This window comes from Streptococcus gwangjuensis, assembly GCF_028156745.1.
Classification (GTDB): domain Bacteria; phylum Bacillota; class Bacilli; order Lactobacillales; family Streptococcaceae; genus Streptococcus; species Streptococcus gwangjuense_A.
In genome coordinates this window covers 63143-85961 of record NZ_JAODJG010000038.1, presented here as the reverse complement: position 1 = coordinate 85961, position 22819 = coordinate 63143, and the positions used below count along the sequence as shown (strand labels likewise).

Sequence of the window (22819 nt, the reverse complement as noted above, 5' to 3'; positions counted from 1 at the left end):
AAGTTCGTTATTTAGCTAACAAAAATATAATTTTAAGTAAAAAAATAAATCAGGAAACGAATCTCCTGATTTTATTAACAGATAAAGCACCACAAATGAATTTAAATTGTAAATCTATTCTACAAAACTTTAAAGACGCTGGCACTGACGCCACCAACCATGTCTTTATCACTTAAATGGCTATTGGTCACCAATAGTTCTAGATTTCCAGCATTTTCAAACTGGAAGTCTTGCCCTTTAGCATTAAATACAACCAGTAAATGTTCTTCCCCTTGAATCTCATAGACAATCCAACCACTATGTTCGTTGGCTGAATGAACAAAAACATGATGGTAAATCTCATCATAAGTTGGGTAAGAAAAGGCACTGCTTTCTGTCTTCAATCGAATCATCTGACGGATAAACTCAATACTGTCTTGACGCTCATTAATCAAGTCCCAGTTCACTTGATTCACACTGTCAGGAGCATTATAGCTATTCATAGCACGCTCTCTATCGTCATGAGTTAACTCGCCATTTTCACCAGTGGCAACTAGTTTAGTACGACCAAATTCTTGACCGATTTCCATAAAGGCCATCCCCTGCATGAGTAGATTCATAGCTGTGGCAGTTTCGACCTTACGCATGATTTGCTCTGAACTTTGGTCTGGATGTAGGGTTGCCAACAAATCGTGAAGATTGTAATTGTCATGGGCTTCTACATAGTTAAGCACCTGATTTGGATGTGTATAAGTTCCTAATTCACGACTGCCTAGGATCGCTTTGGCTAGAATTGGCTCCGTAGCAGCACCACTAACAAAACCTGACTTGATAGCACCATAAACTTCTCCACCTTTGACAGCATCACGCTGATTGTCGTTAAAGAAACCGATATTTGGCATCTGGTAGGCATTGTCTTTCTTAGCCTTATCATAAGGTGCAAGACCTGTTCCCATATCCCAACCTTCTCCATAAAGGATAATGTTAGGGTCAATTTCATCCAAGCTCTGACGAATCATCTGCATGGTCTTAACATCATGAATCCCCATCAAATCAAAACGGAAGCCGTCAATATTGTATTCCTGCACCCAGTATAGGAGAGAATCAATCATATACTTGCGGAACATTTCGTGTTCGCTGGCTGTTTCATTTCCAACACCTGTTCCATTCTGGAAAGTACCGTCTGGATTCATACGATAATAGTAATCAGGGACAGTTGTTTGGAAAGGTGCATCAACAACTGAGAATGTATGGTTATAGACCACATCCATAATGACACCAATACCCGCATCATGATAAGCTTGAACCATGGTCTTCAAATCACGAATGACCTGAGCTGGATCCTCTGGATTGGTTGAAAGGCTGGTTTCTGGTGCATTATAGTTTTGTGGATCATAACCCCAGTTGTAGGTTACATTCCCATCCGCATCATATTCTTTATGACGGTCTGCAATTGGTTGCAATTGAACATAATTGTAGCCCAGCTTCTTGATGTAATCAAAAGCAGTTGACTGACCGTACTGGTTAACCGTTCCAGTCTGGGCAGCACCCAAGAAAGTTCCTCGAAGATGTTCATCTACACCTGAGGTCGGTGATTTGGTCAAATCACGAATGTGCATTTCACAAATAACTGCCTTACATGGATTTGTCAAACGCCAAGTAGCATCAGCACCGTGTTTAACCTCGAAGCTTTCAACTTGCTTTTCTTCATGGTTCAGGATAGCTGATCGTTTGCCATCAGGACTGGTCGCGATAGTGTATGGGTCGCGTGTCAGTGTTTGGTGATGAGGGAATTGGACTTGATACTGATAAGCCTTGCCAGTCAAATCTTCCTCAACATCCAAACTCCAGACACCGATTGTATTGTCCTTATGATTATAGGAGTAACTATTGCCTCTTTCCATATCAAAAGTTTTCCAAACAGGTGCGTCATTAGCAGCTGATTCATAAACGACAACCTGTACTTCTGTCGCTGTTGGAGCCCAAAGAGAAAAATGAGCCTGATTGCCCTCTACACGGCAACCCAATTCACCTTGGTACCCCCAGTGGTGGTCGAAACTAGCACTATTGATAGCCTTGTCAAAGGCAAATGGATTTTGATTCTTATAGAAAGGACTGGCAATAGCAGGATTTTCAGAATAATAAATCCTATCATCCCCTTCCAAAATCCAAACTTCTGTTAAAAGAGGATAGTGATTAAAACGGATAGCATACTCTTTACTAGTTTGGCCTGTATGAACCACAAAATTCAAACTTTCTAGGGCATGAGCACTTGGGTGTTCAAAACTAAATAAGGCGCCAAAATAATCTTCTTTATAGGTCAGCAAATCAATTCGTTGATCCTGACTTTTTACAAAAGAGCAAGTATCGTATTCTCCATTCTTGCGATGGTAATGAATGCGCATAGGGTAGTTAAACATTTTTTATTTTTCCTCTTTACTTCTTGATTTGTTTCTATTTTACTAATAAATTCTTGACCGATTTTGTCCCGATTAACAAACTAGTTATACTGTCTAAACTCTGTTTTTAAACGATCATTACAGACTTTCTAGCCAAGCTTCATCTCGAACTTCGATACCAAGTTCTTGTGCCTTTTGAAGTTTACTTCCAGCATCTACACCTGCCACAATGAGGTCGGTCTTTTTAGAAACACTGCCTGTTACCTTGGCACCCAGACTTTCGAGTTTACTTTTAGCTTCTGAGCGCTTGAGCCGTTCCAATTTTCCTGTCAATACAACGGTCAAGCCTGACAAGGCTGCATCCGCTACTACTGTCTGACCTTTATAATCCAGATTGACCCCAGCTTCTTTCAATTCTCTGAGGAGAATTTCAGAGCCTTCTGTCGCAAAATATGTCTGGAGACTCTTGGCAATCACACCACCCAGACTTTCAATACTAGCCACTTCCTCTGGATCTGCCTGAGCCAGATTTTCAATCGAATGGAAATGTTGGAGTAACAGCTGACTGGCCTTGCTTCCGACATGGCGAATTCCCAAACCAAACAAGAGCTTCTCGGCAGAATTTTCCTTAGATGCTTGAATGGCTTGATACAGTTTAGAAGCAGACTTTTCCTTGACCCCCTCTAAAAGGAGGAAATCCTCTTCTTGCAAACGGTAAATATCTGCCACATCCTTGACTAGATTGGCAGCAAATAGTTTCTCAACAATAGATGGACCAAGGCCTGTAATATTCATAGCATCACGAGAAGCAAAGTGAATCAAGCCTTCCATGATTTGAGCAGGACAACGCGGATTGATACAACGGAGGGCCACTTCATCTTCAAAGTGCAACAAATCAGAGTCACAACTTGGGCAGTTTGTAGGGATATCTAGTTTTTCTTCAGAAATCCGTTTGGACTCTACTACACGTAAAACGGCAGGGATGATGTCACCAGCCTTATAGACGATAACCGTATCATCTTTACGGATATCTTTTTCAGCAATATAATCCACATTGTGCAGGGTCGCACGGCTAACAGTTGTACCAGCTAATTGTACTGGTGTTAAATTGGCAGTTGGGGTTACAACACCCGTACGGCCAACTGTCCAATCAACTGATAAGAGTTGAGCTTCTTTTTCTTCAGCTGGGAACTTGTAGGCCACTGCCCACTTTGGAGCCTTAACGGTAAAGCCGAGTTCTTCTTGACTTGCTAGGTCGTTTACCTTGATCACCACCCCATCGATATCGTAAGGCAGTTTCTCCCGTTTCTGTCCTACTTCTTGAATAAAGTCCCAGATTTCATCTATGGTTTCAGCCAATATTCGCTTAGGATTGACCACAAAACCTAGTTGTTCAAGGTGCATTAAGACCTTTTCTTGGCTGTCACGAGTTGAGAGGCTGGCTTCTTGATAGAGAAACGTTGCAAGATTACGCTTGGCAACTACTGCTGTATCCAGCTGACGCAGTGTTCCTGCCGCTGCATTACGAGGATTAGCAAATTCAGGTTCTCCATTTTCTTGGCGAGCTTGGTTGACCTGGTCAAAAGAAGCGCGTGGCATATAACATTCCCCACGAACTGTGATATCTAGTTCTTCTGGCAAGGTCAAAGGAATATCCTTAACACGCTTAAGATTTTCTGTGATATTTTCACCAATAGAACCATCTCCACGTGTTGCCCCAGCAACTAAAATCCCCTTTTCATAAGTCAGCGAGATAGACAAACCATCGATTTTCAGCTCACAAATATAGGTTGGATGAGCCACTTCCTTACGAACACGCGCATCAAAAGCTTCAAGCTCCTCACGTGAAAAAGCATCCTGCAAACTATAAAGAGGATACTGATGACTGTATTTTTCAAAACCATCTAAAACCTTACCACCAACACGATGGGTCGGACTGTCTGCTAACACTTGATCTGGATAGGCAGTTTCTAACTCGACCAACTCACGGTAAAGACGGTCATACTCACTGTCTGAAACCGAGGGATTATCGCTGGTATAATACTCAGTCGCATAGCGATTGAGCAAGGCGACTAACTCATTCATTCTTTTATTCATAAAACCATTTTACCATAAAACAAGCCCTCCTCACAAACGAGAAGGGCGGAAAAACACTTAGATTGGAATTATTTTTGAAGTCCAAGCAAACTTATGTCTCTTTTTCAAAATGAGTTCGAACATAAATAAACGATATACAAGACAAGATGATAACACCACTTCCAATTATCAGGAAAGAAGAGAGATGTACACTTGGCAGGACTGTCATAAATCCTTTTGCAATAGGCATAAATAGAATAGCTAAGGTAAAAATTGTACTTAGAACTCTCCCAAGAAATTCGCTCTCAACCTTGGTTTGTACTTGAGTAAAAAAGTGAATATTAAAAATCGTCATAAACAATTCACAAACTAAATTTCCAGAAAAGGAAAGAAAAGTTGGCAGTGGTAATCCCATCATAAAAACTCCGACACCTGTCAAAGCCAGTAAAATCAAAAGATTATAAACATTAGCTTTAATTTTACTAGCTAGAAGAGCCCCAATGATGGAACCAATAGCCCCCATAGTTAAAATACTTGCATAGGCTCCTTCTGACCCGTAAAGCTGATTCGAAAAGGGAAGTAGAAATTCAAAAGCTGCAAAAAAGAAATTAACGCTGGAAGCCACTAACAGGAGAAAGAAAATCTCTCTTTGATGCCAGATATAGTGCAAGCCATCCTTGATATCCGCAAAAATATCTTTCCCAGTAAAAGGTTTCTTATCTTGAACCATTGGTTCTTCTTTTGGAAGTAAGGCCACTAGAACAAATGCTATGAAAAAAGTCAAAGCATCTAGTAAGAGCGTCAGATGGAGACTTGTAAACTGTAAAACAAGGAAGGAAAGAACAGGAGAGCTAACACCTACAACCTGCAAAACCAGCTCTAAGCGAGAATTATAGATCACAATCTCATCTTTCTCCACCACTTCAGTTATGATAGCTTTATTGGCTGTACGAGAAAAGGCAAAAGCAATAGCCTGAACAATATTGGCAAAAATCAAAGCTCCAATCATCCAGCTATCATTCCTTATAAAAGAAATAGCCAGGCAAAGAATCCCGCAAACAAGATCCGTCGCCATTAAAATCCTACGACGAGAAAAACGGTCTGAAACAACTCCGCCAAAAGGATTTACGAGAATGGATGTGACGAGCTCAGAAATCTGATACATTCCTAAAACTGTCTGTCCGATAGTTCCCATGGAAGCCAACCAGACACTATTTCCATAATCATAGAGCATATTCCCTATCTTGTTAACAGCTCCGCGACTAATCAACTGTACGGCATAGCGATTCATATAAAAACTCCTCTCAAATTTTGAAACTATTGTATCAAAACTTGGAGGAGTTTCTCATTTTTCCCATATTTGGGAAAATTAATCTTTGACAAATTTCTCGTAGTGTTCCTGATAGTAGGCTACTTGCTCTGGAAGACCTAGCACGTCAAAAATATGCATAGCTTCTTGCATCTGCTTACACCCTTCTTTACACTGTCCTTTTTGGTACAAGGAAAAGCCTTTTAGATAATGGAAAATATTACGCTCATACAGTTTGATCCCTTTACCAATAATCTTCTCTGTATAAGTCTCAAAATAACTTGCATTTTCAAAAGAAAGATGCTCTAAACAATGCTGGTAACAATTGAGGGCCAAAATCAACACTAATCTCTTATGGCGACCAATCTCTTGGTAAAATTCTTCTCTCTCCATAACTTCTCTACCAATCCGAGTGACATAATCCACATCGTAGAAACTATAGAGGTTACCGAAAAGAATCAACTCATACATGGTCCATTCTTCTGTTTTGAAGAGATAATCTGCTACCTTATCCAAATCATCCTGCTTCATCTCATAAGTCGCATCTCTTTGACAAATCAGACCTTGTAGCAAAATCCAGTTCAGCTCAAAATAGAGAGGATTTGTCGAACTCTTAGCCTTTTCAAGTTGCTCTTCTTGAAGCTTTTGAAAACCTGAAATATCATTTGAGTAGTAAAGTGGGATAATCTGCGCCATCATAGACACATGTTCATGATTATGAAAATCCCTTGCCTTATCCATGAAATTTTCGATTGTAACATGAATGTTATCCAAAATCTCAAAGAACCGTGAGACTGCTAGGTCAGACTCCCCAAGCTCAAAGCGAGATAACTGAGAGGTAGAGCAGGACTCGCCTGCAGCCTCCTTTAAAGAATAATTTCCACTTGTCCGAAATTCACGAAATACTTTTCCAAGATGTTCCATCTTTACACCTGCTCTGATAATTCTTCCCACTCAAGCATAGCTTCTTCCTGACGGTGGCTGATTTTGTCCAGCTCAGCCTGCAATTCCATGAGTTTTTCGGCATCGTTTGTTTCCAACATTTGTTCAGAAATGGCTTGGCTTTGACTTTCTAACTCTTCTATTTCAGCTTCTAGACTTTCGATTTGTCGCATGAGCTTGCGAACTTCTTTTTGACTTTCTTTCTGAGCTTGATAGTCATTAACTGGACTTGCTTCTTTTGCTTGATTGTTAGTTGAAGCTTCTTCTGTCAGACCGACTTCCATTTCAGCCTTTTTATCAACATAGTAATCGTAATCTCCCAAGTAGAGAGTCGATCCATTCTCTGACAATTCCAGTACATGAGTTGCCACACGATTGATAAAGTAACGGTCGTGGCTGACAAATAGAAGAGTTCCATCGAAGTCAATCAAGGCATTTTCTAGCACTTCCTTGCTATCAATATCCAAGTGGTTGGTTGGCTCGTCAAGGATCAGGAAGTTGTTGTTTTCCATGGACAATTTAGCTAAAAGCAAACGAGCTTTTTCGCCACCTGACAGCATGCCGACTGATTTTTTGACATCATCTCCTGAGAAAAGGAAAGCACCTAGGCGGTTACGGATTTCAACTTCTGGTGTCAGTTTAAAATCATTCCAGAGTTCATCCAGTACAGTATTACTTGCTGTCAGCTTGCTTTGGGTTTGGTCATAGTAACCCACCTCAACATTAGCCCCAAAGCGCTTCTCACCCTTGATAAAAGGAATCTGCTCCATAATAGACTTGATAAAGGTTGACTTTCCAATGCCGTTTGCTCCAACAATAGCAACAGCATTCATCTTACGAAGGTCTAAGTTGATAGGCTCTGACAGTACTTCCCCATCATAGCCAATAGCTGCATTTTCAACAGTCAATACAACATTACCAGACGTTTTTTCAGACTGGAAGGTCATATTGGCTGCTTTCTTACCAGCCTCAGGCTTGTCCAAACGTTCCATTTTTTCCAGTTGTTTTCGGCGAGATTGGGCACGTTTAGTCGTTGAAGCTCGGACTAAATTGCGGTTGACAAAGTCTTCCAGAGCAGCGATCTCCTTCTGCTGCTTTTCATAGTTTTTTGCCTCAGTAGCTAGTTTTTGTTCTTTCAAATCAACAAAACGAGAGTAATTCCCCACATAGCGATCCAAAGAATGCTTGGTCAAATCCAGCGTAATCGTCGCAACCTTATCCAAGAAATAACGGTCGTGGCTGACAATAATGAGAGCACCGCTATAATTTACCAAGTAATTCTCTAGCCAGGCAATGGTTTCGATATCCAAGTGGTTGGTTGGCTCGTCCAAAACCAAGAGATTTGGTTTTTCAAGAAGCATTTTGGCTAGAGCCAAGCGAGTATTTTGGCCGCCAGAAAGCTCAGCAATTTTCATCTGCCACATAGATTCGTCAAACTTGAATCCATTTAAAATCGCTCGTATATCAGCTTCATAGGTAAATCCACCTGCTTGGCGAAAATTCTCAGATAAGCGGTCGTAATCTGACATCAGCTTATTCAAGTCCTCACCAGACTTTTCACCCATCTCCAGCTCCATCTGACGAAGTTGTTTCTCCGTTCTACGCAAGTCATCAAAGACATGAAGCACCTCATCGTAGATGGTATTTTCAGACTCAAAACGGCTATCTTGGGCTAGATAAGACAGAGAAATGTCTTTTTTCTTATTGATTTCTCCACTAGTCGGCTCCTCTTCTCCAACTAAAATCTTCAAAAGAGTAGACTTACCTGCACCATTTTTCCCAACAAGGGCTATCCGATCTCGTTCATCAACTTGCAGGTTAATATTATCAAAAAGAACCTCTCCTGCAAAAGAACGTTCAATTTTATTAGCTTGTAAAATAATCATACAAACAGTATAGCATGTTTCCCTAAGGCATTCAAGACTTGATAAACCGGCATATGACACCACTTTTCTGAAAATTATGCTACCGTTTTACTAAAACGCTAAAAAGTGCTATAATGTGAACGGTTAAAACAATTTACAAAAAGGAGAATGTTAATGTCTTACCAAGAAAATTACCAGAAATGGGTTGATTTTGCGGAGCTTCCTGACTACCTTCGTCAAGATTTGGAAAATATGGACGAAAAAACAAAGGAAGATGCCTTCTATACAAATCTTGAATTTGGTACTGCAGGTATGCGTGGTTTGATTGGAGCTGGTACAAACCGCATCAACATCTACGTTGTTCGCCAAGCAACTGAAGGATTGGCTCGTTTGATTGAGTCAAAAGGTGGAAATGAAAAAGAACGTGGTGTGGCAATTGCTTACGATAGCCGTCACTTCTCACCTGAGTTTGCCTTTGAATCTGCAGCAGTTCTTGCTAAACATGGCATCAAATCTTACGTATTTGAAAGCCTTCGTCCAACTCCAGAACTATCATTTGCAGTTCGTCACCTCAACTGTTTCGCAGGTATCATGGTTACAGCTAGTCATAACCCTGCACCATTTAACGGTTACAAGGTTTACGGTGAAGACGGTGGACAAATGCCTCCACACGACGCGGACGCTTTGACTACTTATATCCGTGCAATCGAAAATCCATTTGCAGTTGAAGTTGCTGATGTGGAAGCTGAAAAAGCTTCTGGCTTGATTGAAGTTATCGGCGAAGCTGTTGACGTAGAATATCTTAAAGAGGTTAAAGACGTAAACATCAACCCAGCCTTGATTGAAGAATTTGGTAAAGACATGAAAATTGTCTACACACCACTTCATGGTACTGGTGAAATGTTGGCTCGTCGTGCTCTTGCCCAAGCAGGATTTGACTCTGTTCAAGTCGTTGAAAAACAAGCAACTGCTGATCCAGACTTCTCAACTGTAAAATCTCCAAACCCAGAAAGCCAAGCAGCCTTTGCCCTTGCTGAAGAACTTGGTCGTCAAGTTGGTGCAGATGTTCTTGTGGCAACTGACCCAGATGCTGACCGTGTTGGTGTTGAAGTTCTTCAAAAAGATGGTAGCTACCTCAACCTTTCAGGTAACCAAATCGGTGCTATCATGGCTAAATACATCTTGGAAGCCCACAAAAATGCTGGAACTCTTCCTGAAAATGCAGCCCTTTGCAAATCTATCGTATCAACTGACTTGGTAACGAAAATTGCTGAAAGCTACGGCGCAACCATGTTCAACGTTTTGACAGGTTTCAAATTTATCGCTGAAAAAATCCAAGAATTCGAAGAAAAACACAATCACACTTACATGATGGGGTTTGAAGAAAGCTTCGGTTATTTGATTAAACCATTCGTACGTGATAAAGACGCTATCCAAGCTGTTCTAGTCGTTGCTGAACTTGCTGCCTACTATCGTTCACGTGGTTTGACACTTGCAGACGGTATCGAAGAAATCTACAAAGAGTACGGCTACTATGCAGAAAAAACAATCTCTGTTACTCTTTCAGGTGTCGATGGTGCTGAGCAAATCAAAGCAATTATGGCTAAATTCCGCAACAATGCTCCAAAAGAATGGAATGCAACAGCTATCACTGTCGTAGAAGACTTCAAAGCCCAAACAGCTACTGCTGCTGACGGCACTGTTACAAACTTGACAACTCCTCCAAGTGATGTGTTGAAATACACACTTGCTGACGGTTCATGGATTGCCGTTCGCCCTTCAGGGACAGAACCAAAAATCAAGTTCTACATTGCAGTTGTAGGTGAAACCAACGAAGAATCACAAGCTAAGATTGCTAATATCGAAGCAGAAATCAATGATTTTGTAAAATAAGGCCCTATATAAAGATGAGACCAACCAATCTCATCTTTTTTTCGTATCAAATCTAAGCAATTTTAGAAACTTTATGGCATACTAGACTTATCAATGAAAGCGAGGTAATCTCATGGAACAATTTTTAGATAACATCAAAGATCTTGAAGTCACTACAGTTGCGCGTGCGCAAGAAGCTCTTGATAAAAAAGAAACTGCAACCTTCTTTATCGGTCGCAAAACTTGCCCTTACTGCCGTAAATTTGCTGGTACCTTGGCAGGTGTCGTAGCTGAAACCAAAGCTCACATCTACTTCATCAACAGTGAAGAACCAAGCCAACTCAATGAGTTACAAGAATTCCGCTCACGCTATGGAATTCCAACTGTACCAGGCTTCGTTCACATTGCAGATGGCCAAATCAATGTCCGTTGCGACTCTTCAATGTCAGCACAAGAAATCAAAGAATTTGCTGGATTGTAAAATATATAAAAAGAAGGCACTTGCCTTCTTTTTATATATCTGTCAATGGTGTTGCGGTATCTGGTGAGGTATCGTAAACCCTAAAGTCTACTCCTACACCTAAATCAGCTTGGGCTAGCTGATTGACCATGGTCATGTGAGCCAGTTCCTTGATATTATTTTCCTTAGATAAATGTCCAAGGTAGATTTTCTTAGTGCGATTCCCAAGTGTCCGAATCATTGCTTCAGCACCGTCCTCGTTAGAAAGGTGACCGAGATCCGATAGGATTCGTTGTTTGAGTCGCCAAGCGTAAGAACCTGCTCGCAAAATCTCTACATCATGATTGGACTCGATAAGATAGCCATCTGCATTTTCGACAATCCCTGCCATACGGTCACTCACATAACCTGTATCAGTCAGCATGACAAAACTCTTATCATCCTTCATAAAGCGATAAAACTGCGGTGCGACTGCATCATGGCTTACACCAAAACTCTCGATATCGATATCTCCAAAAGTTTTGGTTTTGCCCATTTCAAAGATGTGCTTCTGAGAAGAATCTACCTTGCCAAGATACTTGCTATTTTCCATAGCTTGCCAAGTTTTTTCATTGGCATAAAGATCCATACCATACTTGCGAGCCAAAACACCCACTCCATGGATATGGTCTGAATGCTCATGCGTAATCAAGATGGCATCCAAGTCTTCTGGTTTGCGATTAATTTCAGCAAGTAGGCTAGTAATCTTTTTACCAGACAAGCCGGCATCCACTAAAAGTTTCTTTTTTGGAGTTTCCAGATAAAAGGAATTTCCACTGGAACCCGACGCTAAAATACTGTATTTAAAGCCTGTTTCACTCATTCTAGTCTTCTACTTCATCCTCCCATACTTCTTCTTTCACTGCATCCTTATCATAAGGGAGCACAATGGTAAAGGTTGATCCCTTACCGTATTCACTCTTGGCCCAAATAAAGCCATTATGTTGTTTGATAATTTCTTTGGCAATAGACAGTCCCAGACCTGTACCACCTTGGGCACGACTTCTAGCACGATCCACACGATAAAAACGGTCAAAGATACGTGGCAAATCCTGCTTAGGAATACCCAATCCTTGGTCTGAGATGGATAAAATCATCTGATCATCAGTCGTCTTCATGGTCACTGTGATTTTCCCACCATCTGGAGAATACTTGATGGCATTGTTGAGAATATTATCAATTACCTGTGTCATCTTGTCTGTATCAATTTCAATCCAGACAGAGGTAATCGGATAATCTCTCACCAATTCATATTTTTTCTCTTCATCTGGTCCCCTCATCTTATCAAAACGGTTGAGAATAAAAGTAATAAAGGCAGTGAAGTTAATCAGTTCCACATCTAGATGACTGGTTGCATTGTCAATACGTGAAAGATGGAGAAGATCTGTCACCATCCGCATCATACGATTCGTTTCGTCTAGAGACACCTTTATAAAATCTGGTGCTACAGGTTCTGACAAGGCACCCTCATCCAAGGCTTCAAGATAGGATTTTACGCTGGTCAGAGGTGTCCGTAGCTCATGACTAACGTTCGAAACAAAGAGTCTCCGTTCGCGTTCTTCCTTCTCCTGCTCCGTCGTATCGTGTAAAACTGCAACCAGACCAGAAATGAAGCCTGATTCTCGACGAACCAAGGCAAAGCGTACACGAAGGCTCAGATATTCACCATTGTCATCCTGAGAATCAATCATAAGCTCAGGAACTTGGGTAATCAAATCACGAAGTTCATACTCATCTTCAATCTTAAGCAATTCTAGAATACTTTTATTGAGAACCTCTTCTTTTTGAACACCTAGCTGTTTCTTAGCCATGTCATTAATCATAGTAATCTTGCCACGACGATTGGTCGCAAGGACTCCGTCTGTCATGTATGAGAGGATACTGTGCAATCGTTTACTCTCTTGTTCCAGATTTTCTTGGGTCAAACGGATTACTTCTGATAAATCATTAAGATTATTGGTAATATTAGTGATTTCAGAGCTTCCCTGCATATCCAATACCTGCGAATAATCTCCTGCAATCAAGTCTTTAACTTTTTGATTAATTTGCTTCAACCGAATATTATCCCGCCGATTTTCTAGTAAGAGCAAGGTAACAATCAAGATAAAACCCAATAAAATTAAAATGAAGATAAAATCACTAGTAAGAATATTTTTTCTAATCAATTCAATCATTATTTCTCATATAATAACCAACACCACGACGTGTTAGGATATACTCTGGACGACTAGGTGTATCTTCAATCTTCTCACGCAAACGTCTGATAGTTACGTCAACAGTCCGAACATCTCCGAAATAATCATAACCCCAGACCGTTTCAAGCAAATGTTCACGTGTAATCACTTGACCAATATGAGACGCCAAGTGGTACAAAAGCTCAAATTCGCGGTGGGTTAAGTCTAGTTCTTCGCCGTATTTCTTAGCAACATAGGCATCTGGCACAATCTCCAAGTCCCCAATTTGTAAGGGCTGAGTTTTCTTTTCATCAGACTCTTGATTATCTACAGAAGCCAAGTCCGTGCGACGAAGAAGAGCTTTGACACGTGCCTGCAACTCACGATTTGAAAAGGGTTTAGTCACATAGTCATCTGCTCCAAGCTCTAAACCGATAACCTTGTCAAATTCGCTATCTTTAGCTGACAGCATGATAATAGGAACACTACTAGTCTTGCGAATAGTCTTAGCAACTTCTAAGCCATCAATTTCCGGAAGCATCAAATCCAGAATAATAATATCTGGCTGCTCTGCTTCAAATTGTTCTAGTGCTTCACGACCATTAAAAGCAGTTACAACCTCGTAACCTTCCTTGGTCATATTAAACTTGATAATGTCCGAGATTGGTTTTTCATCATCTACAATTAATATTTTTTTCATTTGTTCACCTTTTTCTCTACTATTATACCAAAAAAATAAAAAGAAGACACAATAGCTAGTCTTTGCTACTGTCTAAGTTGGCTTGTGCATAAGCCTGCCAGATTTTTTGTTGGGGTTTGGCAAGTGGGTAATTCTTAAACTCTTCTGGTGAAAGCCAGCGAACTTCCCTATCTGAAAAGTTATGAAAGTCAGTCACTTGACCTGCTACAATTTGAACATACCACTTGCGATGACTAAAGATATGCTTAACAGTCTCAAAATAAATATCAAGCCAATCAACTTCTAAGTCATAGTCCTGCTGAAAACTCTCCTCTGGACTGGGACCAAACTTAACATTTTCTTTTGCAACCTGATGAAAGAGGTCAAACTGCTCTTCTTGCGAAAAGTTATCAACTTCTATCAAAGGGAAATGCCAAAAGCCTGCCAATAGCTTTTCGCTTTCATTTTTTTCAAGTAAAAATTGTCCCTGAGTATTTTTGACCACCAAGGCTTTGAGATAAATGGGAACTGGCTTTTTCTTGGGAGCCTTGATTGGATAACGGTCCATTGTGCCATTCTGATATGCCGCACTAAAGTCCTTAACTGGGCTTTCTTCTGGTCTGGGATTTACAGGAGCCTCAATATCTGAGCCCAAGTCCATCAAGGCTTGATTAAAGTCACCCGGACGCTCTGGGTCAATCAAGATTTCCATCATTGCCTGAAAAATTTTGCGATTACTTGGAATGCCAATATCGTGATTGACTTCAAACAGACGCGCCAAAACCCGCATGACATTACCATCTACAGCTGGCTCAGGTAAGTTAAAAGCAATACTGGAAATGGCTCCTGCTGTGTAAGGTCCAATTCCTTTCAAGCTGGAAATTCCTTCATAGGTATGTGGAAATTGACCACCAAAGTCAGTCATAATCTGCTGGGCTGCAGCCTGCATATTGCGAACTCTAGAATAATAACCCAAGCCTTCCCAAGCCTTCAACAAACGTTCTTCAGGAGCTGTTGCCAAACTTTTAACTGTTGGAAACCAGTCCAAGAATCGTTCGTAATAAGGAATAACCGTATCTACCCTAGTCTGCTGGAGCATAATTTCAGACACCCAAATATGATAAGGATTTTTACTCCTACGCCACGGCAAATCTCTTTTATTTTCATCATACCAAGTGAGAAGTTTCTCACGAAAAGAAGTGATTTTCTCCTCCGGCCACATGACGATACCGTATTGTTTCAAATCTAACATATATCTAGTATAACACAGAAGATTCTAACTGTCCTTTTCCTAGTATTAATACTCTTCGAAAATCAAATTCAAACCACGTCAACGTCGCCTTGCCGTACTCAAGTACAGCCTGCGGCTAGTTTCCTAGTTTGCTCTTTGATTTTCATTGAGTATAAAAAGCCTCTTTCCAAGGGGAAAGAGGACTAAATATTATTGATGAACAGCTTGAGCTGCTGTGATGAGAGTCAACTTATAAACATCATCAGCATTACATCCACGAGATAGGTCGTTAACTGGCTTATTCAAACCTTGTAGAACAGGCCCAACAGCTGCAAAACCACCAAGACGTTCAGCCATCTTGTAGCCGATATTTCCTGCCTCGATACCTGGGAAGATAAAGACATTTGCTTGACCAGCTACCGTACTTCCAGGAGCTTTCAGAGCTGCAGTTTCAGGAACAAAGGCTGCATCAAATTGCAACTCACCATCGATTTCAAGGTCAGGGCGCAAGTCGTGAGCAATTTTAGTTGCTTCAACAACCTTATCAACGCTTTCACCAAATCCTGAACCTTTAGTAGAATAGCTCAGCATGGCAATTTTAGGTTCGATGCCAAACATCTTAGCTGTGATTGCCGAGTTGATTGCAATCTCAGCCAAGGCTTCTGCATCTGGATTGATATTGATAGCACAGTCTCCAAATAGGTAACGTTCCGTACCACGAACCATGAGGAAGGCACCAGAAGTACGCGTTACATTTGGACGAGTTTTAATGATTTGAAGGGCTGGACGTACTGTTGAAGCAGTTGAGTGAATCGCACCTGATACCATTCCATCAACCAAGCCCAAGTAAACTAACATAACACCAAAGTAGTTGACATCTTCAACCAAAACCTTGCGTGCATCTTCTTCAGACATTTTGCCCTTGCGACGCTCTACCAAGGCAGCAACCATTTCTTCAAATTTATCGTAGTGTTGAGGGTCGATGACTTCATAACCATCCTCGATACCTTCGATTTCAAGATAAATTTTAATTTTTTCAGGATTTCCAAGCAAAACAGGAATCACTTCTGTTTCTTTTACCAGACGTTTAGTCGCTTGAAGAATACGAGGTTCTTCCCCTTCAGGGAGAACGATACGAGCATTTTTACCAACAAGGTTGGCTTTGAGACTTTCAAAAACTTCCATGAGTTTTCTCCTTTAAGATAATAATTATACTCTGAAACAGTTTTTATAGAGTATTAGTTGATAACTGGGTAATAAGGTTGCAAAAATCATCCGGCAAGGGACTTTCTAACTGCAAGTCTTGCTCTAAAAATGGATGATAAAAAGATAGGTAATGGCAATGCAGGGCCTGACGTTGGATGCCGTCGTCCAGACTACCGCCATACAAATCGTCTCCCAACAAAGGAAAACCAATATGAGAAAAATGGACTCGGATTTGGTGGGTTCGACCAGTATGCAGGCGAATATCGACCAGGTGAATATTCCCATAAGAAGCTACAATCTTATATGATGTATGGGCATACTTTCCACCTTTAGCCACTCTTCTGGTGATAATGGAGTCTTCATCACGCGCAATAGGAGCAATAATTTCCCCCTCTGACTCCAAGTGTCCATCACCTTTAACCAAAGCAAAGTAGCGTTTTTCAATGGACTTCTTCTGCAACTGCTTGTCTAATCGTGCATGGGCATAGCCGTGCTTAGCAAAGAGCATCAAGCCAGAAGTGTCACGATCAAGTCTAGTCACAATGTGAACCTGCTGATTTTCATAGTTTTTCTTGACGTAGTAACCCTTGATAAAATTGGCGATAGTATTGGAGTGGTTGACACTAGGAATAGAAGCCACTCCATATGGTTTATTCAAGACTAGAAAATGGTCATCCTCATAGAAAATATCCAGTGGGCGCTCGATAGCTTCAAGAGTTTCAAAGCCTTCCTCAGCAGGAATATCAATAATAACTTTGTCTCCAATATCCAATAGATACGTTGCATTTTGCGGTTGGTCATTGACCAGAATAGCTCCACCTCGAAACTTAATCTTGGCCAGAAGTCCCTTAGAAACCTCGTGCTTTTTCAAGAAGGTCTTAACCTTGACATGTTCATCTGCGATAAATTCAAACCTCATTCGTCCACCTCGCCGATGAAAGCATCTTTAACACGATTCCAGAAACTGGTGTGGCTCGGCGACGCTACAAAGTGAATCTTATGATGGTCTATTTGATACTCAATTCGCTCAATATTGCGGAAAGAATAAACGCTATTGTCAACCGAAATGGTATGGTAATCGTTTCTTGTTGGAATAAGTTCAATCTTATCCTTCTTAGGAACAATAATGGACGAACCCAGCGTTCGATAAACACGATTGTTAAGGCTAGCAATTTCCGTTAATTGCAAAGCTTCAATGGTAGGGTGTAAAACAGCTCCGCCAAGTGATTTGTTATAGGCTGTACTACCAGTCGGTGTCGAAACTGTTAGCCCATCTCCACGAAAACGTTCAAAGTGGACACCGTTAATCACAACATCCGCCACCATGGTTCGATCAGACCTGCGGATACTGGCTTCATTTAGTGCTCTAAAAATCTTCACTTCACCATTTTCAAGAAAGACCTTCACATTCAGAACAGGGTAAGAGACTCTTGCTCCGGTATCTAGCTGCAAATTAGTCACTAGTTTGTCCAACTCAAAATCACGGTAGTCTGTATAGAAGCCCAAATGTCCAGTGTGAACACCAATGAAGCGGACCTTATCAAGTTGGTTTTCGTACTTATGAAAGGCCGACAAGAGCATACCATCCCCACCAATGGAGATGACAATGTCCGGATTGGTATCATTGAGTATAAACTGATTTCTCTTCAAACGATCTCGCAATTCATACAAAACCCTTTGACTCTGCGGTTTTCTATTGGCTATCAGGTCAATTCGTTTACCTGTATTCTTCATCTGTATCGTCACTGTTTCCTACACCGTCATTTAATTTTCTACTCAAAGGATCAAAAAGAGCCTGAGCTTCCTGAATATCATCTCGAATTTTACCCATTTCTTCATCCAACTGATGGGCAATTTTGGCGGTAATTTCCAGTCTCTTTTTAATTTCCTCTGGGAAATCCCCTTGGTACTTGTAGTTGAGAGAATGTTCTATTGTTGCCCAGAAATTCATGGCCAAGGTACGAATCTGAATTTCCGCCAAAATGGTCTTGGCTCCATTGATGGTATCAACCGTATATTCTACTACCACATGATAGGAACGATAGCCTGAGGATTTTCGATGAGTAATGTAATCTCGCTCCTGTATGATTCGCATGTCCTGACGTTTGCGCAAAATTTCCACTACTTCCTTGACGTCATCTACAAACTGAACCATCACACGCAAGCCAGCAATATCCTGCAAATCGTGCTCTAAGGTCGCATAAGTAATGCCACGACGAGCCATTTTTTCCTTAATGCTTTCAATTGGCTTGACTCGACCAGTCACAAACTCAATCGGAGAATGCTTATTTTGTTTACGATATTGCTTACGAATACCACGAAGTTTAATTTTCAACTCACCAACAGCTTGAATGTAAGGATCTAGAAATTCTTCCCATTCTAAGGTCATATATTCTCCCTTGTTCTCATATTATCCTTCAAAAATATCTTTGATTTTTTCTCCAGATTCATATACAATAAATACAATGCTTATTATACCATAAATCCGCTTTCAACGATAAAGAAAAGGTAAGAAAATTGAAACATTTAGAAATTGAATTGAAAACACTCTTGAAAAAAGATGAATACAATCGTCTAAAAGACCAGTTCACAGGTGTCACTCCTGTTCTTCAAAAAAATTACTACATAGACACACCTGATTTTGAACTGCGAGAAAAGAAAGTTGCTATGCGCATTCGAACCTTTGAAGACTGGGCAGAATTGACACTCAAAGTCCCGCAAAGTGTTGGAAACATGGAATACAATCAAACATTGCAACTAAAAGATGCTGAAAACTATCTGAGCAAGAAAGAACTTCCTCAAGGGCTAGTACTGGATGAATTGGCGAAACATGATATTAAAACTTGTGAATGGCAGATTCTTGGTTGTCTAACAACTCTTCGCTATGAAATGCAAACAGCTATTGGTCTCATGGCGCTGGATAAAAGTCAGTACTTTGATATTACAGATTACGAATTAGAGCTTGAAGTTGAGAATCACGAGCAAGGCAAACAGGATTTCCAACAATTTTTAGAGGATAATCAGATTTCCTACCAAAAAGCTCCTTCAAAATTGGTTCGATTTGTCAAAAGCATGAAAAATAGCTGAAATAATCTCTATTTTTTGGTAAAATAGAAAAGATAAAATACAAAAATCCCTGTTCATATAGGCTAGGCAGATATGACTAGGATTTAAAAAGTTTACAGAGGACGGTCTATAATGTCAGATAGAAAAAACATGAAACTTTTCGCACTCAACTCTAACCAAGAGATTGCACAGAAAATTGCTCAAGCTGTTGGTGTCCCACTTGGAAAACTATCATCACGTCAATTTTCAGACGGAGAAATCCAAGTGAATATTGAAGAAAGTGTCCGTGGTTATGATGTGTACATCATCCAATCAACAAGTTTCCCTGTTAACAACCACCTAATGGAATTGTTAATCATGGTCGACGCTTGTGTGCGCGCTAGTGCCCACAGTATCAACGTAGTCCTTCCATATTTTGGTTATGCACGTCAAGACCGTATTGCTTCACCTCGTGAGCCACTTACAGCAAAACTAGTTGCCAATATGCTAGTTAAGGCTGGTGTCGATCGTATCCTTACGCTTGATTTGCATGCCGTTCAGGTTCAAGGCTTCTTTGACATTCCTGTTGACAACCTCTTCACAGTTCCTCTATTTGCAAAACATTATTGCGATAAGGGCTTACTTGGTTCAGATGTTGTTGTTGTTAGCCCTAAGAATTCAGGTGTGAAACGCGCTCGTAGCCTGGCTGAATATCTTGATGCTCCTATCGCCATTATCGACTACCCTCAAGACGATGCAACTCGCAACGAAGGCTATATCATCGGTGATGTTGAAGGTAAGAAAGCTATCTTGATCGATGATATTTTAAATACAGGCCGTACCTTCTCTGAAGCTGCTAAAATCGTTGAACGTGAAGGAGCTACAGAAATTTATGCTGTTTCTAGCCACGGTCTCTTCGTCGAGGGAGCTGCTGAACTTCTTGACAATACTAATATTAAAGAAATTCTTGTGACTGATTCAGTAGCAACAAAAGAAAAAACTCCTAAAAACGTATGCTACATCACTGCTAGTGAGTTAATTGGTGATGCCATCGTCCGTATCCACGAAAGAAAACCAGTCAGCCCACTCTTTGCCTACAATAAAAAGAAATAAGGTGATTCTTTGATTTATTTGGACAATGCTGCAACGACTCCAATGTCAGCAGTTGCTATTTCAACTATGACCAAGGTTATGCAAGAAACTCACGGAAATCCTTCTAGTATTCATGGTCATGGTCGTCAAGCTGGCAAACTCTTGCGAGAAGCCCGTCAGGAACTAGCTCAGTTACTGGGGACAAAACCTCAACATATATTTTTCACTTCTGGCGGGACTGAAGGCAACAATACTGCTATCATTGGTTACTGCCTTCGTCACCAAGAGCAAGGAAAACATATCATCACAACTGCCATTGAGCACCATGCCGTTCTTGAAACCATTGATTACTTGGTTCAACACTTTGGGTTTGAAGCAACCATTATCCATCCGGAAAATCAAGAAATCACAGCCCAACAAATTCAGAAAGCTTTACGTGACGATACGATTTTGGTTTCTACCATGTTTGCCAATAATGAGACAGGAAACCTACTGCCCATTGCTGAAATTGGCCAAATACTCAAGCAACACCCAGCCGCCTATCATGTCGATGCAGTTCAAGCTATTGGAAAAATCCCTATTCACCCAGAAGAATTGGGCATTGATTTTCTCACTGCTTCGGCCCACAAATTCCATGGTCCTAAGGGAATCGGCTTTCTCTACGCATCTAGCATGGACTTTGATTCCTATCTCCATGGCGGAGACCAAGAACAGAAAAAACGTGCAGGGACTGAAAATTTGGCTGCCATCGTAGGCATGGTTGCAGCCCTAAAAGAAGACCTAGAAAAACAAGAAGAACATTTTCAACATGTACAAAATCTAGAAACTGCCTTTCTGGCAGAGCTAGAAGGATTTCAGTATTACCTGAATAGAGGAGAACACCATCTCCCTTATGTTCTCAATATTGGATTTCCTGGCCAGAAAAATGACCTCTTACTCCTTCGTCTAGATTTAGCTGGAATTTCTATCTCTACTGGTTCAGCCTGCACTGCTGGTATTGTCCAATCCAGCCATGTTCTTGAAGCCATGTACGGAGCAAATTCAGACCGCTTGAAGGAATCCGTTCGTATCAGTCTCTCGCCACAAAATACTGTTGAAGACCTACAAACCCTCGCAAAAAACTTAAAAGAAATTATCGGAGGTTAGCCATATGGCATTTGAAAAAACCATTCAGTTAAAAAATTGTCGTTACGACTACACTCTTAGCCCTTCTGTTAAAAAATTCACCCTCAAAGACAACACCTTTTTTGAGACTAAGGTTGGTAACTATGAACTGACTCGCCTTTTGGAAAAAGTGCCAAACAGCGGTGAAGGATTCCAACTGAAAATCATTATTAACAAGGAACTTACAGGTGCTAAAATCAATATCACTGACAAGTTTGGACTACGTCTAGTTGATATTTTCAAATCAGAAGACCACCACATTCATCAGGAAAAATTCTATTTCCTCATGGATAGTTTAGTAGAACGTGGTGTCTTTACAAAATCTGAAAGATAGGTCCCATATGTTTGAACTGACCTATAAGGACAGCTATCATGTAGAGCGAACTCTCAAGTATGAGGATTACGAAGCTCTCATGCTGGCTCTGTCAGGATGTGTAACCCTACCAGATACACTTTATGTGACTTCTTTGACTTTTAAGGGGCAGGAAGTTTATCAAGGACTGGTCGGAGACCTCTACCGTTTTCTATCACATGCAGATTTTTTACATCAAAACTAAGATTTTTCTTAGTTTTTTCTTGTTTTTGTTGATTTTTTCACAATGTTTCTATAAAATAGAAGAATAGAAAGGTTGTGATTTTGTGAAAGATAAACAGTCTGCTATTCCAAAAGCTACAGCGAAAAGACTCTCTCTCTACTATCGAATTTTTAAGAGATTTCATGCAGAAAAGATTGAACGTGCCAACTCTAAACAAATTGCAGAGGCCATTGGTATTGATTCAGCGACAGTTCGTCGTGATTTTTCCTATTTTGGTGAACTAGGTCGTCGTGGTTTTGGCTATGATGTCAAAAAACTGATGACGTTTTTTGCCGATTTGCTCAATGATAACTCCATCACCAATGTCATGCTTGTGGGTATTGGAAATATGGGCCATGCCCTTCTCCACTACCGCTTCCACGAGCGTAACAAGATGAAGATTATCATGGCCTTTGACCTAGATGACCATCCTGAGGTCGGTACCCAAACTCCTGACGGGATTCCCATTTACGGGATTTCTCAAATCAAGGAAAAAATCAAGGATGCTGATGTGAAGACTGCAATCCTGACCGTTCCCAGCGTTAAGTCACAAGAGGTTGCTAATCTCTTGGTTGATGCTGGCGTGAAAGGAATTCTCAGTTTTTCACCAGTCCATCTGCATTTACCAAAAGACGTGGTCGTTCAGTATGTCGATTTGACAAGTGAACTCCAAACCCTCCTCTACTTCATGCGAAAAGAGGATTAGAAAGCG

Annotated in this window: 21 protein-coding genes; 8 read left to right on the top strand and 13 right to left on the bottom strand. The window is 40.7% G+C overall.

Annotation, left to right across the window (positions count from 1 at the left end):
- Positions 1-119: 119 nt before the first annotated feature.
- The 5 genes from pulA to N5909_RS07725 form a co-directional block, all read right to left on the bottom strand.
- Positions 120-2399 (bottom strand): type I pullulanase, encoded by a 2280-nt coding sequence (gene pulA / locus N5909_RS07745; RefSeq protein WP_271631077.1) that lies wholly within the window; start codon positions 2397-2399, stop codon positions 120-122.
- 117 nt (positions 2400-2516) lie between these two features.
- Complete coding sequence (gene ligA, locus N5909_RS07740) at positions 2517-4475, bottom strand: NAD-dependent DNA ligase LigA (RefSeq protein WP_153219549.1); 1959 nt, start codon at positions 4473-4475, stop codon at positions 2517-2519.
- Between the two features lie 91 nt (positions 4476-4566).
- Positions 4567-5745 (bottom strand): MFS transporter, encoded by a 1179-nt coding sequence (locus N5909_RS07735; RefSeq protein WP_153219550.1) that lies wholly within the window; start codon positions 5743-5745, stop codon positions 4567-4569.
- Between the two features lie 78 nt (positions 5746-5823).
- Positions 5824-6687: a MutR family transcriptional regulator gene (locus N5909_RS07730; RefSeq protein WP_153219551.1), complete on the bottom strand. Its 864-nt coding sequence runs from the start codon at positions 6685-6687 to the stop codon at positions 5824-5826.
- Positions 6688-6689: 2 nt separating this feature from the next.
- Complete coding sequence (locus N5909_RS07725; protein ID WP_153219552.1) at positions 6690-8591, bottom strand: ABC-F family ATP-binding cassette domain-containing protein; 1902 nt, start codon at positions 8589-8591, stop codon at positions 6690-6692.
- 153 nt (positions 8592-8744) lie between these two features.
- On the opposite strand from N5909_RS07725, the gene N5909_RS07720 reads away from it, so the two are divergent.
- Positions 8745-10463, top strand: a complete 1719-nt coding sequence (locus N5909_RS07720) for a phospho-sugar mutase (RefSeq protein ID WP_271631076.1) — start codon at positions 8745-8747, stop codon at positions 10461-10463.
- A gap of 112 nt (positions 10464-10575) precedes the next feature.
- Complete coding sequence (locus N5909_RS07715; protein WP_000434637.1) at positions 10576-10923, top strand: thioredoxin; 348 nt, start codon at positions 10576-10578, stop codon at positions 10921-10923.
- Positions 10924-10954: 31 nt separating this feature from the next.
- Here N5909_RS07715 and N5909_RS07710 read toward each other — a convergent pair whose 3' ends face one another.
- From N5909_RS07710 to N5909_RS07675, 8 genes are all read right to left on the bottom strand, one after another.
- The gene (locus N5909_RS07710) at positions 10955-11764 is read right to left on the bottom strand and encodes an MBL fold metallo-hydrolase (RefSeq protein ID WP_033681747.1); all 810 of its coding nucleotides are present in this window, start codon (positions 11762-11764) and stop codon (positions 10955-10957) included.
- A 1-nt stretch (position 11765) separates the two neighbouring features.
- Positions 11766-13115 (bottom strand): cell wall metabolism sensor histidine kinase VicK, encoded by a 1350-nt coding sequence (vicK, locus tag N5909_RS07705; protein ID WP_033681746.1) that lies wholly within the window; start codon positions 13113-13115, stop codon positions 11766-11768.
- Entirely contained in the window at positions 13108-13815 is a 708-nt protein-coding gene (gene yycF, locus N5909_RS07700; protein WP_033681745.1) for a response regulator YycF, read from the bottom strand. The genes vicK and yycF overlap by 8 nt, the downstream gene beginning before the upstream one ends.
- Positions 13816-13870: 55 nt before the next feature.
- Positions 13871-15046, bottom strand: a complete 1176-nt coding sequence (gene mutY, locus N5909_RS07695; protein ID WP_271631075.1) for an A/G-specific adenine glycosylase — start codon at positions 15044-15046, stop codon at positions 13871-13873.
- Between the two features lie 189 nt (positions 15047-15235).
- The gene (gene pta, locus N5909_RS07690; protein ID WP_000451571.1) at positions 15236-16210 is read right to left on the bottom strand and encodes a phosphate acetyltransferase; all 975 of its coding nucleotides are present in this window, start codon (positions 16208-16210) and stop codon (positions 15236-15238) included.
- A gap of 43 nt (positions 16211-16253) precedes the next feature.
- Positions 16254-17150 carry an RluA family pseudouridine synthase gene (locus tag N5909_RS07685; protein WP_271631074.1) on the bottom strand — a complete coding sequence of 299 codons (897 nt, stop codon included), beginning with the start codon at positions 17148-17150 and terminating at the stop codon, positions 16254-16256.
- Positions 17147-17965 (bottom strand): NAD kinase, encoded by an 819-nt coding sequence (locus tag N5909_RS07680; RefSeq protein ID WP_000799056.1) that lies wholly within the window; start codon positions 17963-17965, stop codon positions 17147-17149. Before N5909_RS07680 ends, N5909_RS07685 begins: the two co-directional genes overlap by 4 nt.
- The gene (locus N5909_RS07675; RefSeq protein ID WP_049551859.1) at positions 17949-18620 is read right to left on the bottom strand and encodes a GTP pyrophosphokinase; all 672 of its coding nucleotides are present in this window, start codon (positions 18618-18620) and stop codon (positions 17949-17951) included. The genes N5909_RS07680 and N5909_RS07675 overlap by 17 nt, the downstream gene beginning before the upstream one ends.
- A gap of 128 nt (positions 18621-18748) precedes the next feature.
- Between N5909_RS07675 and N5909_RS07670 the strand changes: the two genes are divergently transcribed.
- The 6 genes from N5909_RS07670 (at position 18749) to N5909_RS07645 (ending at position 22813) form a co-directional block, all read left to right on the top strand.
- Positions 18749-19318 (top strand): CYTH domain-containing protein, encoded by a 570-nt coding sequence (locus tag N5909_RS07670; protein WP_049551860.1) that lies wholly within the window; start codon positions 18749-18751, stop codon positions 19316-19318.
- Between the two features lie 111 nt (positions 19319-19429).
- Complete coding sequence (locus N5909_RS07665; protein WP_001283818.1) at positions 19430-20389, top strand: ribose-phosphate diphosphokinase; 960 nt, start codon at positions 19430-19432, stop codon at positions 20387-20389.
- Positions 20390-20398: 9 nt separating this feature from the next.
- Entirely contained in the window at positions 20399-21514 is a 1116-nt protein-coding gene (locus tag N5909_RS07660) for a cysteine desulfurase family protein (protein WP_271631073.1), read from the top strand.
- Positions 21515-21518: 4 nt separating this feature from the next.
- Positions 21519-21866, top strand: coding sequence for a DUF1831 domain-containing protein (locus N5909_RS07655; protein ID WP_000863540.1), 348 nt, complete (start codon positions 21519-21521; stop codon positions 21864-21866).
- A 7-nt stretch (positions 21867-21873) separates the two neighbouring features.
- Positions 21874-22089 (top strand): DUF4649 family protein, encoded by a 216-nt coding sequence (locus tag N5909_RS07650; RefSeq protein ID WP_000462491.1) that lies wholly within the window; start codon positions 21874-21876, stop codon positions 22087-22089.
- An 82-nt stretch (positions 22090-22171) separates the two neighbouring features.
- A complete protein-coding gene (locus N5909_RS07645; protein ID WP_020901411.1) occupies positions 22172-22813 on the top strand; it encodes a redox-sensing transcriptional repressor Rex in 642 nt (213 codons plus the stop codon).
- Positions 22814-22819 lie beyond the last annotated feature (6 nt).

Excerpts from the sequence above, each read along its gene's own strand:
- vicK (WP_033681746.1), bottom strand. The coding sequence starts at position 13,115 with ATGATTGAATTGATTAGAAAAAATATTCTTACTAGTGATTTTATCTTC.
- N5909_RS07735 (WP_153219550.1), bottom strand. The coding sequence starts at position 5,745 with ATGAATCGCTATGCCGTACAGTTGATTAGTCGCGGAGCTGTTAACAAG.
- N5909_RS07720 (WP_271631076.1), top strand. The coding sequence starts at position 8,745 with ATGTCTTACCAAGAAAATTACCAGAAATGGGTTGATTTTGCGGAGCTT.
- mutY (WP_271631075.1), bottom strand. The coding sequence starts at position 15,046 with ATGTTAGATTTGAAACAATACGGTATCGTCATGTGGCCGGAGGAGAAA.
- pulA (WP_271631077.1), bottom strand. The coding sequence starts at position 2,399 with ATGTTTAACTACCCTATGCGCATTCATTACCATCGCAAGAATGGAGAA.
- N5909_RS07655 (WP_000863540.1), top strand. The coding sequence starts at position 21,519 with ATGGCATTTGAAAAAACCATTCAGTTAAAAAATTGTCGTTACGACTAC.
- N5909_RS07680 (WP_000799056.1), bottom strand. The coding sequence starts at position 17,965 with ATGAAGAATACAGGTAAACGAATTGACCTGATAGCCAATAGAAAACCG.
- pta (WP_000451571.1), bottom strand. The coding sequence starts at position 16,210 with ATGGAAGTTTTTGAAAGTCTCAAAGCCAACCTTGTTGGTAAAAATGCT.
- N5909_RS07730 (WP_153219551.1), bottom strand. The coding sequence starts at position 6,687 with ATGGAACATCTTGGAAAAGTATTTCGTGAATTTCGGACAAGTGGAAAT.
- N5909_RS07675 (WP_049551859.1), bottom strand. The coding sequence starts at position 18,620 with ATGACCTTAGAATGGGAAGAATTTCTAGATCCTTACATTCAAGCTGTT.
- ligA (WP_153219549.1), bottom strand. The coding sequence starts at position 4,475 with ATGAATAAAAGAATGAATGAGTTAGTCGCCTTGCTCAATCGCTATGCG.
- N5909_RS07710 (WP_033681747.1), bottom strand. The coding sequence starts at position 11,764 with ATGAGTGAAACAGGCTTTAAATACAGTATTTTAGCGTCGGGTTCCAGT.
- N5909_RS07650 (WP_000462491.1), top strand. The coding sequence starts at position 21,874 with ATGTTTGAACTGACCTATAAGGACAGCTATCATGTAGAGCGAACTCTC.
- yycF (WP_033681745.1), bottom strand. The coding sequence starts at position 13,815 with ATGAAAAAAATATTAATTGTAGATGATGAAAAACCAATCTCGGACATT.
- N5909_RS07685 (WP_271631074.1), bottom strand. The coding sequence starts at position 17,150 with ATGAGGTTTGAATTTATCGCAGATGAACATGTCAAGGTTAAGACCTTC.
- N5909_RS07715 (WP_000434637.1), top strand. The coding sequence starts at position 10,576 with ATGGAACAATTTTTAGATAACATCAAAGATCTTGAAGTCACTACAGTT.
- N5909_RS07725 (WP_153219552.1), bottom strand. The coding sequence starts at position 8,591 with ATGATTATTTTACAAGCTAATAAAATTGAACGTTCTTTTGCAGGAGAG.
- N5909_RS07665 (WP_001283818.1), top strand. The coding sequence starts at position 19,430 with ATGTCAGATAGAAAAAACATGAAACTTTTCGCACTCAACTCTAACCAA.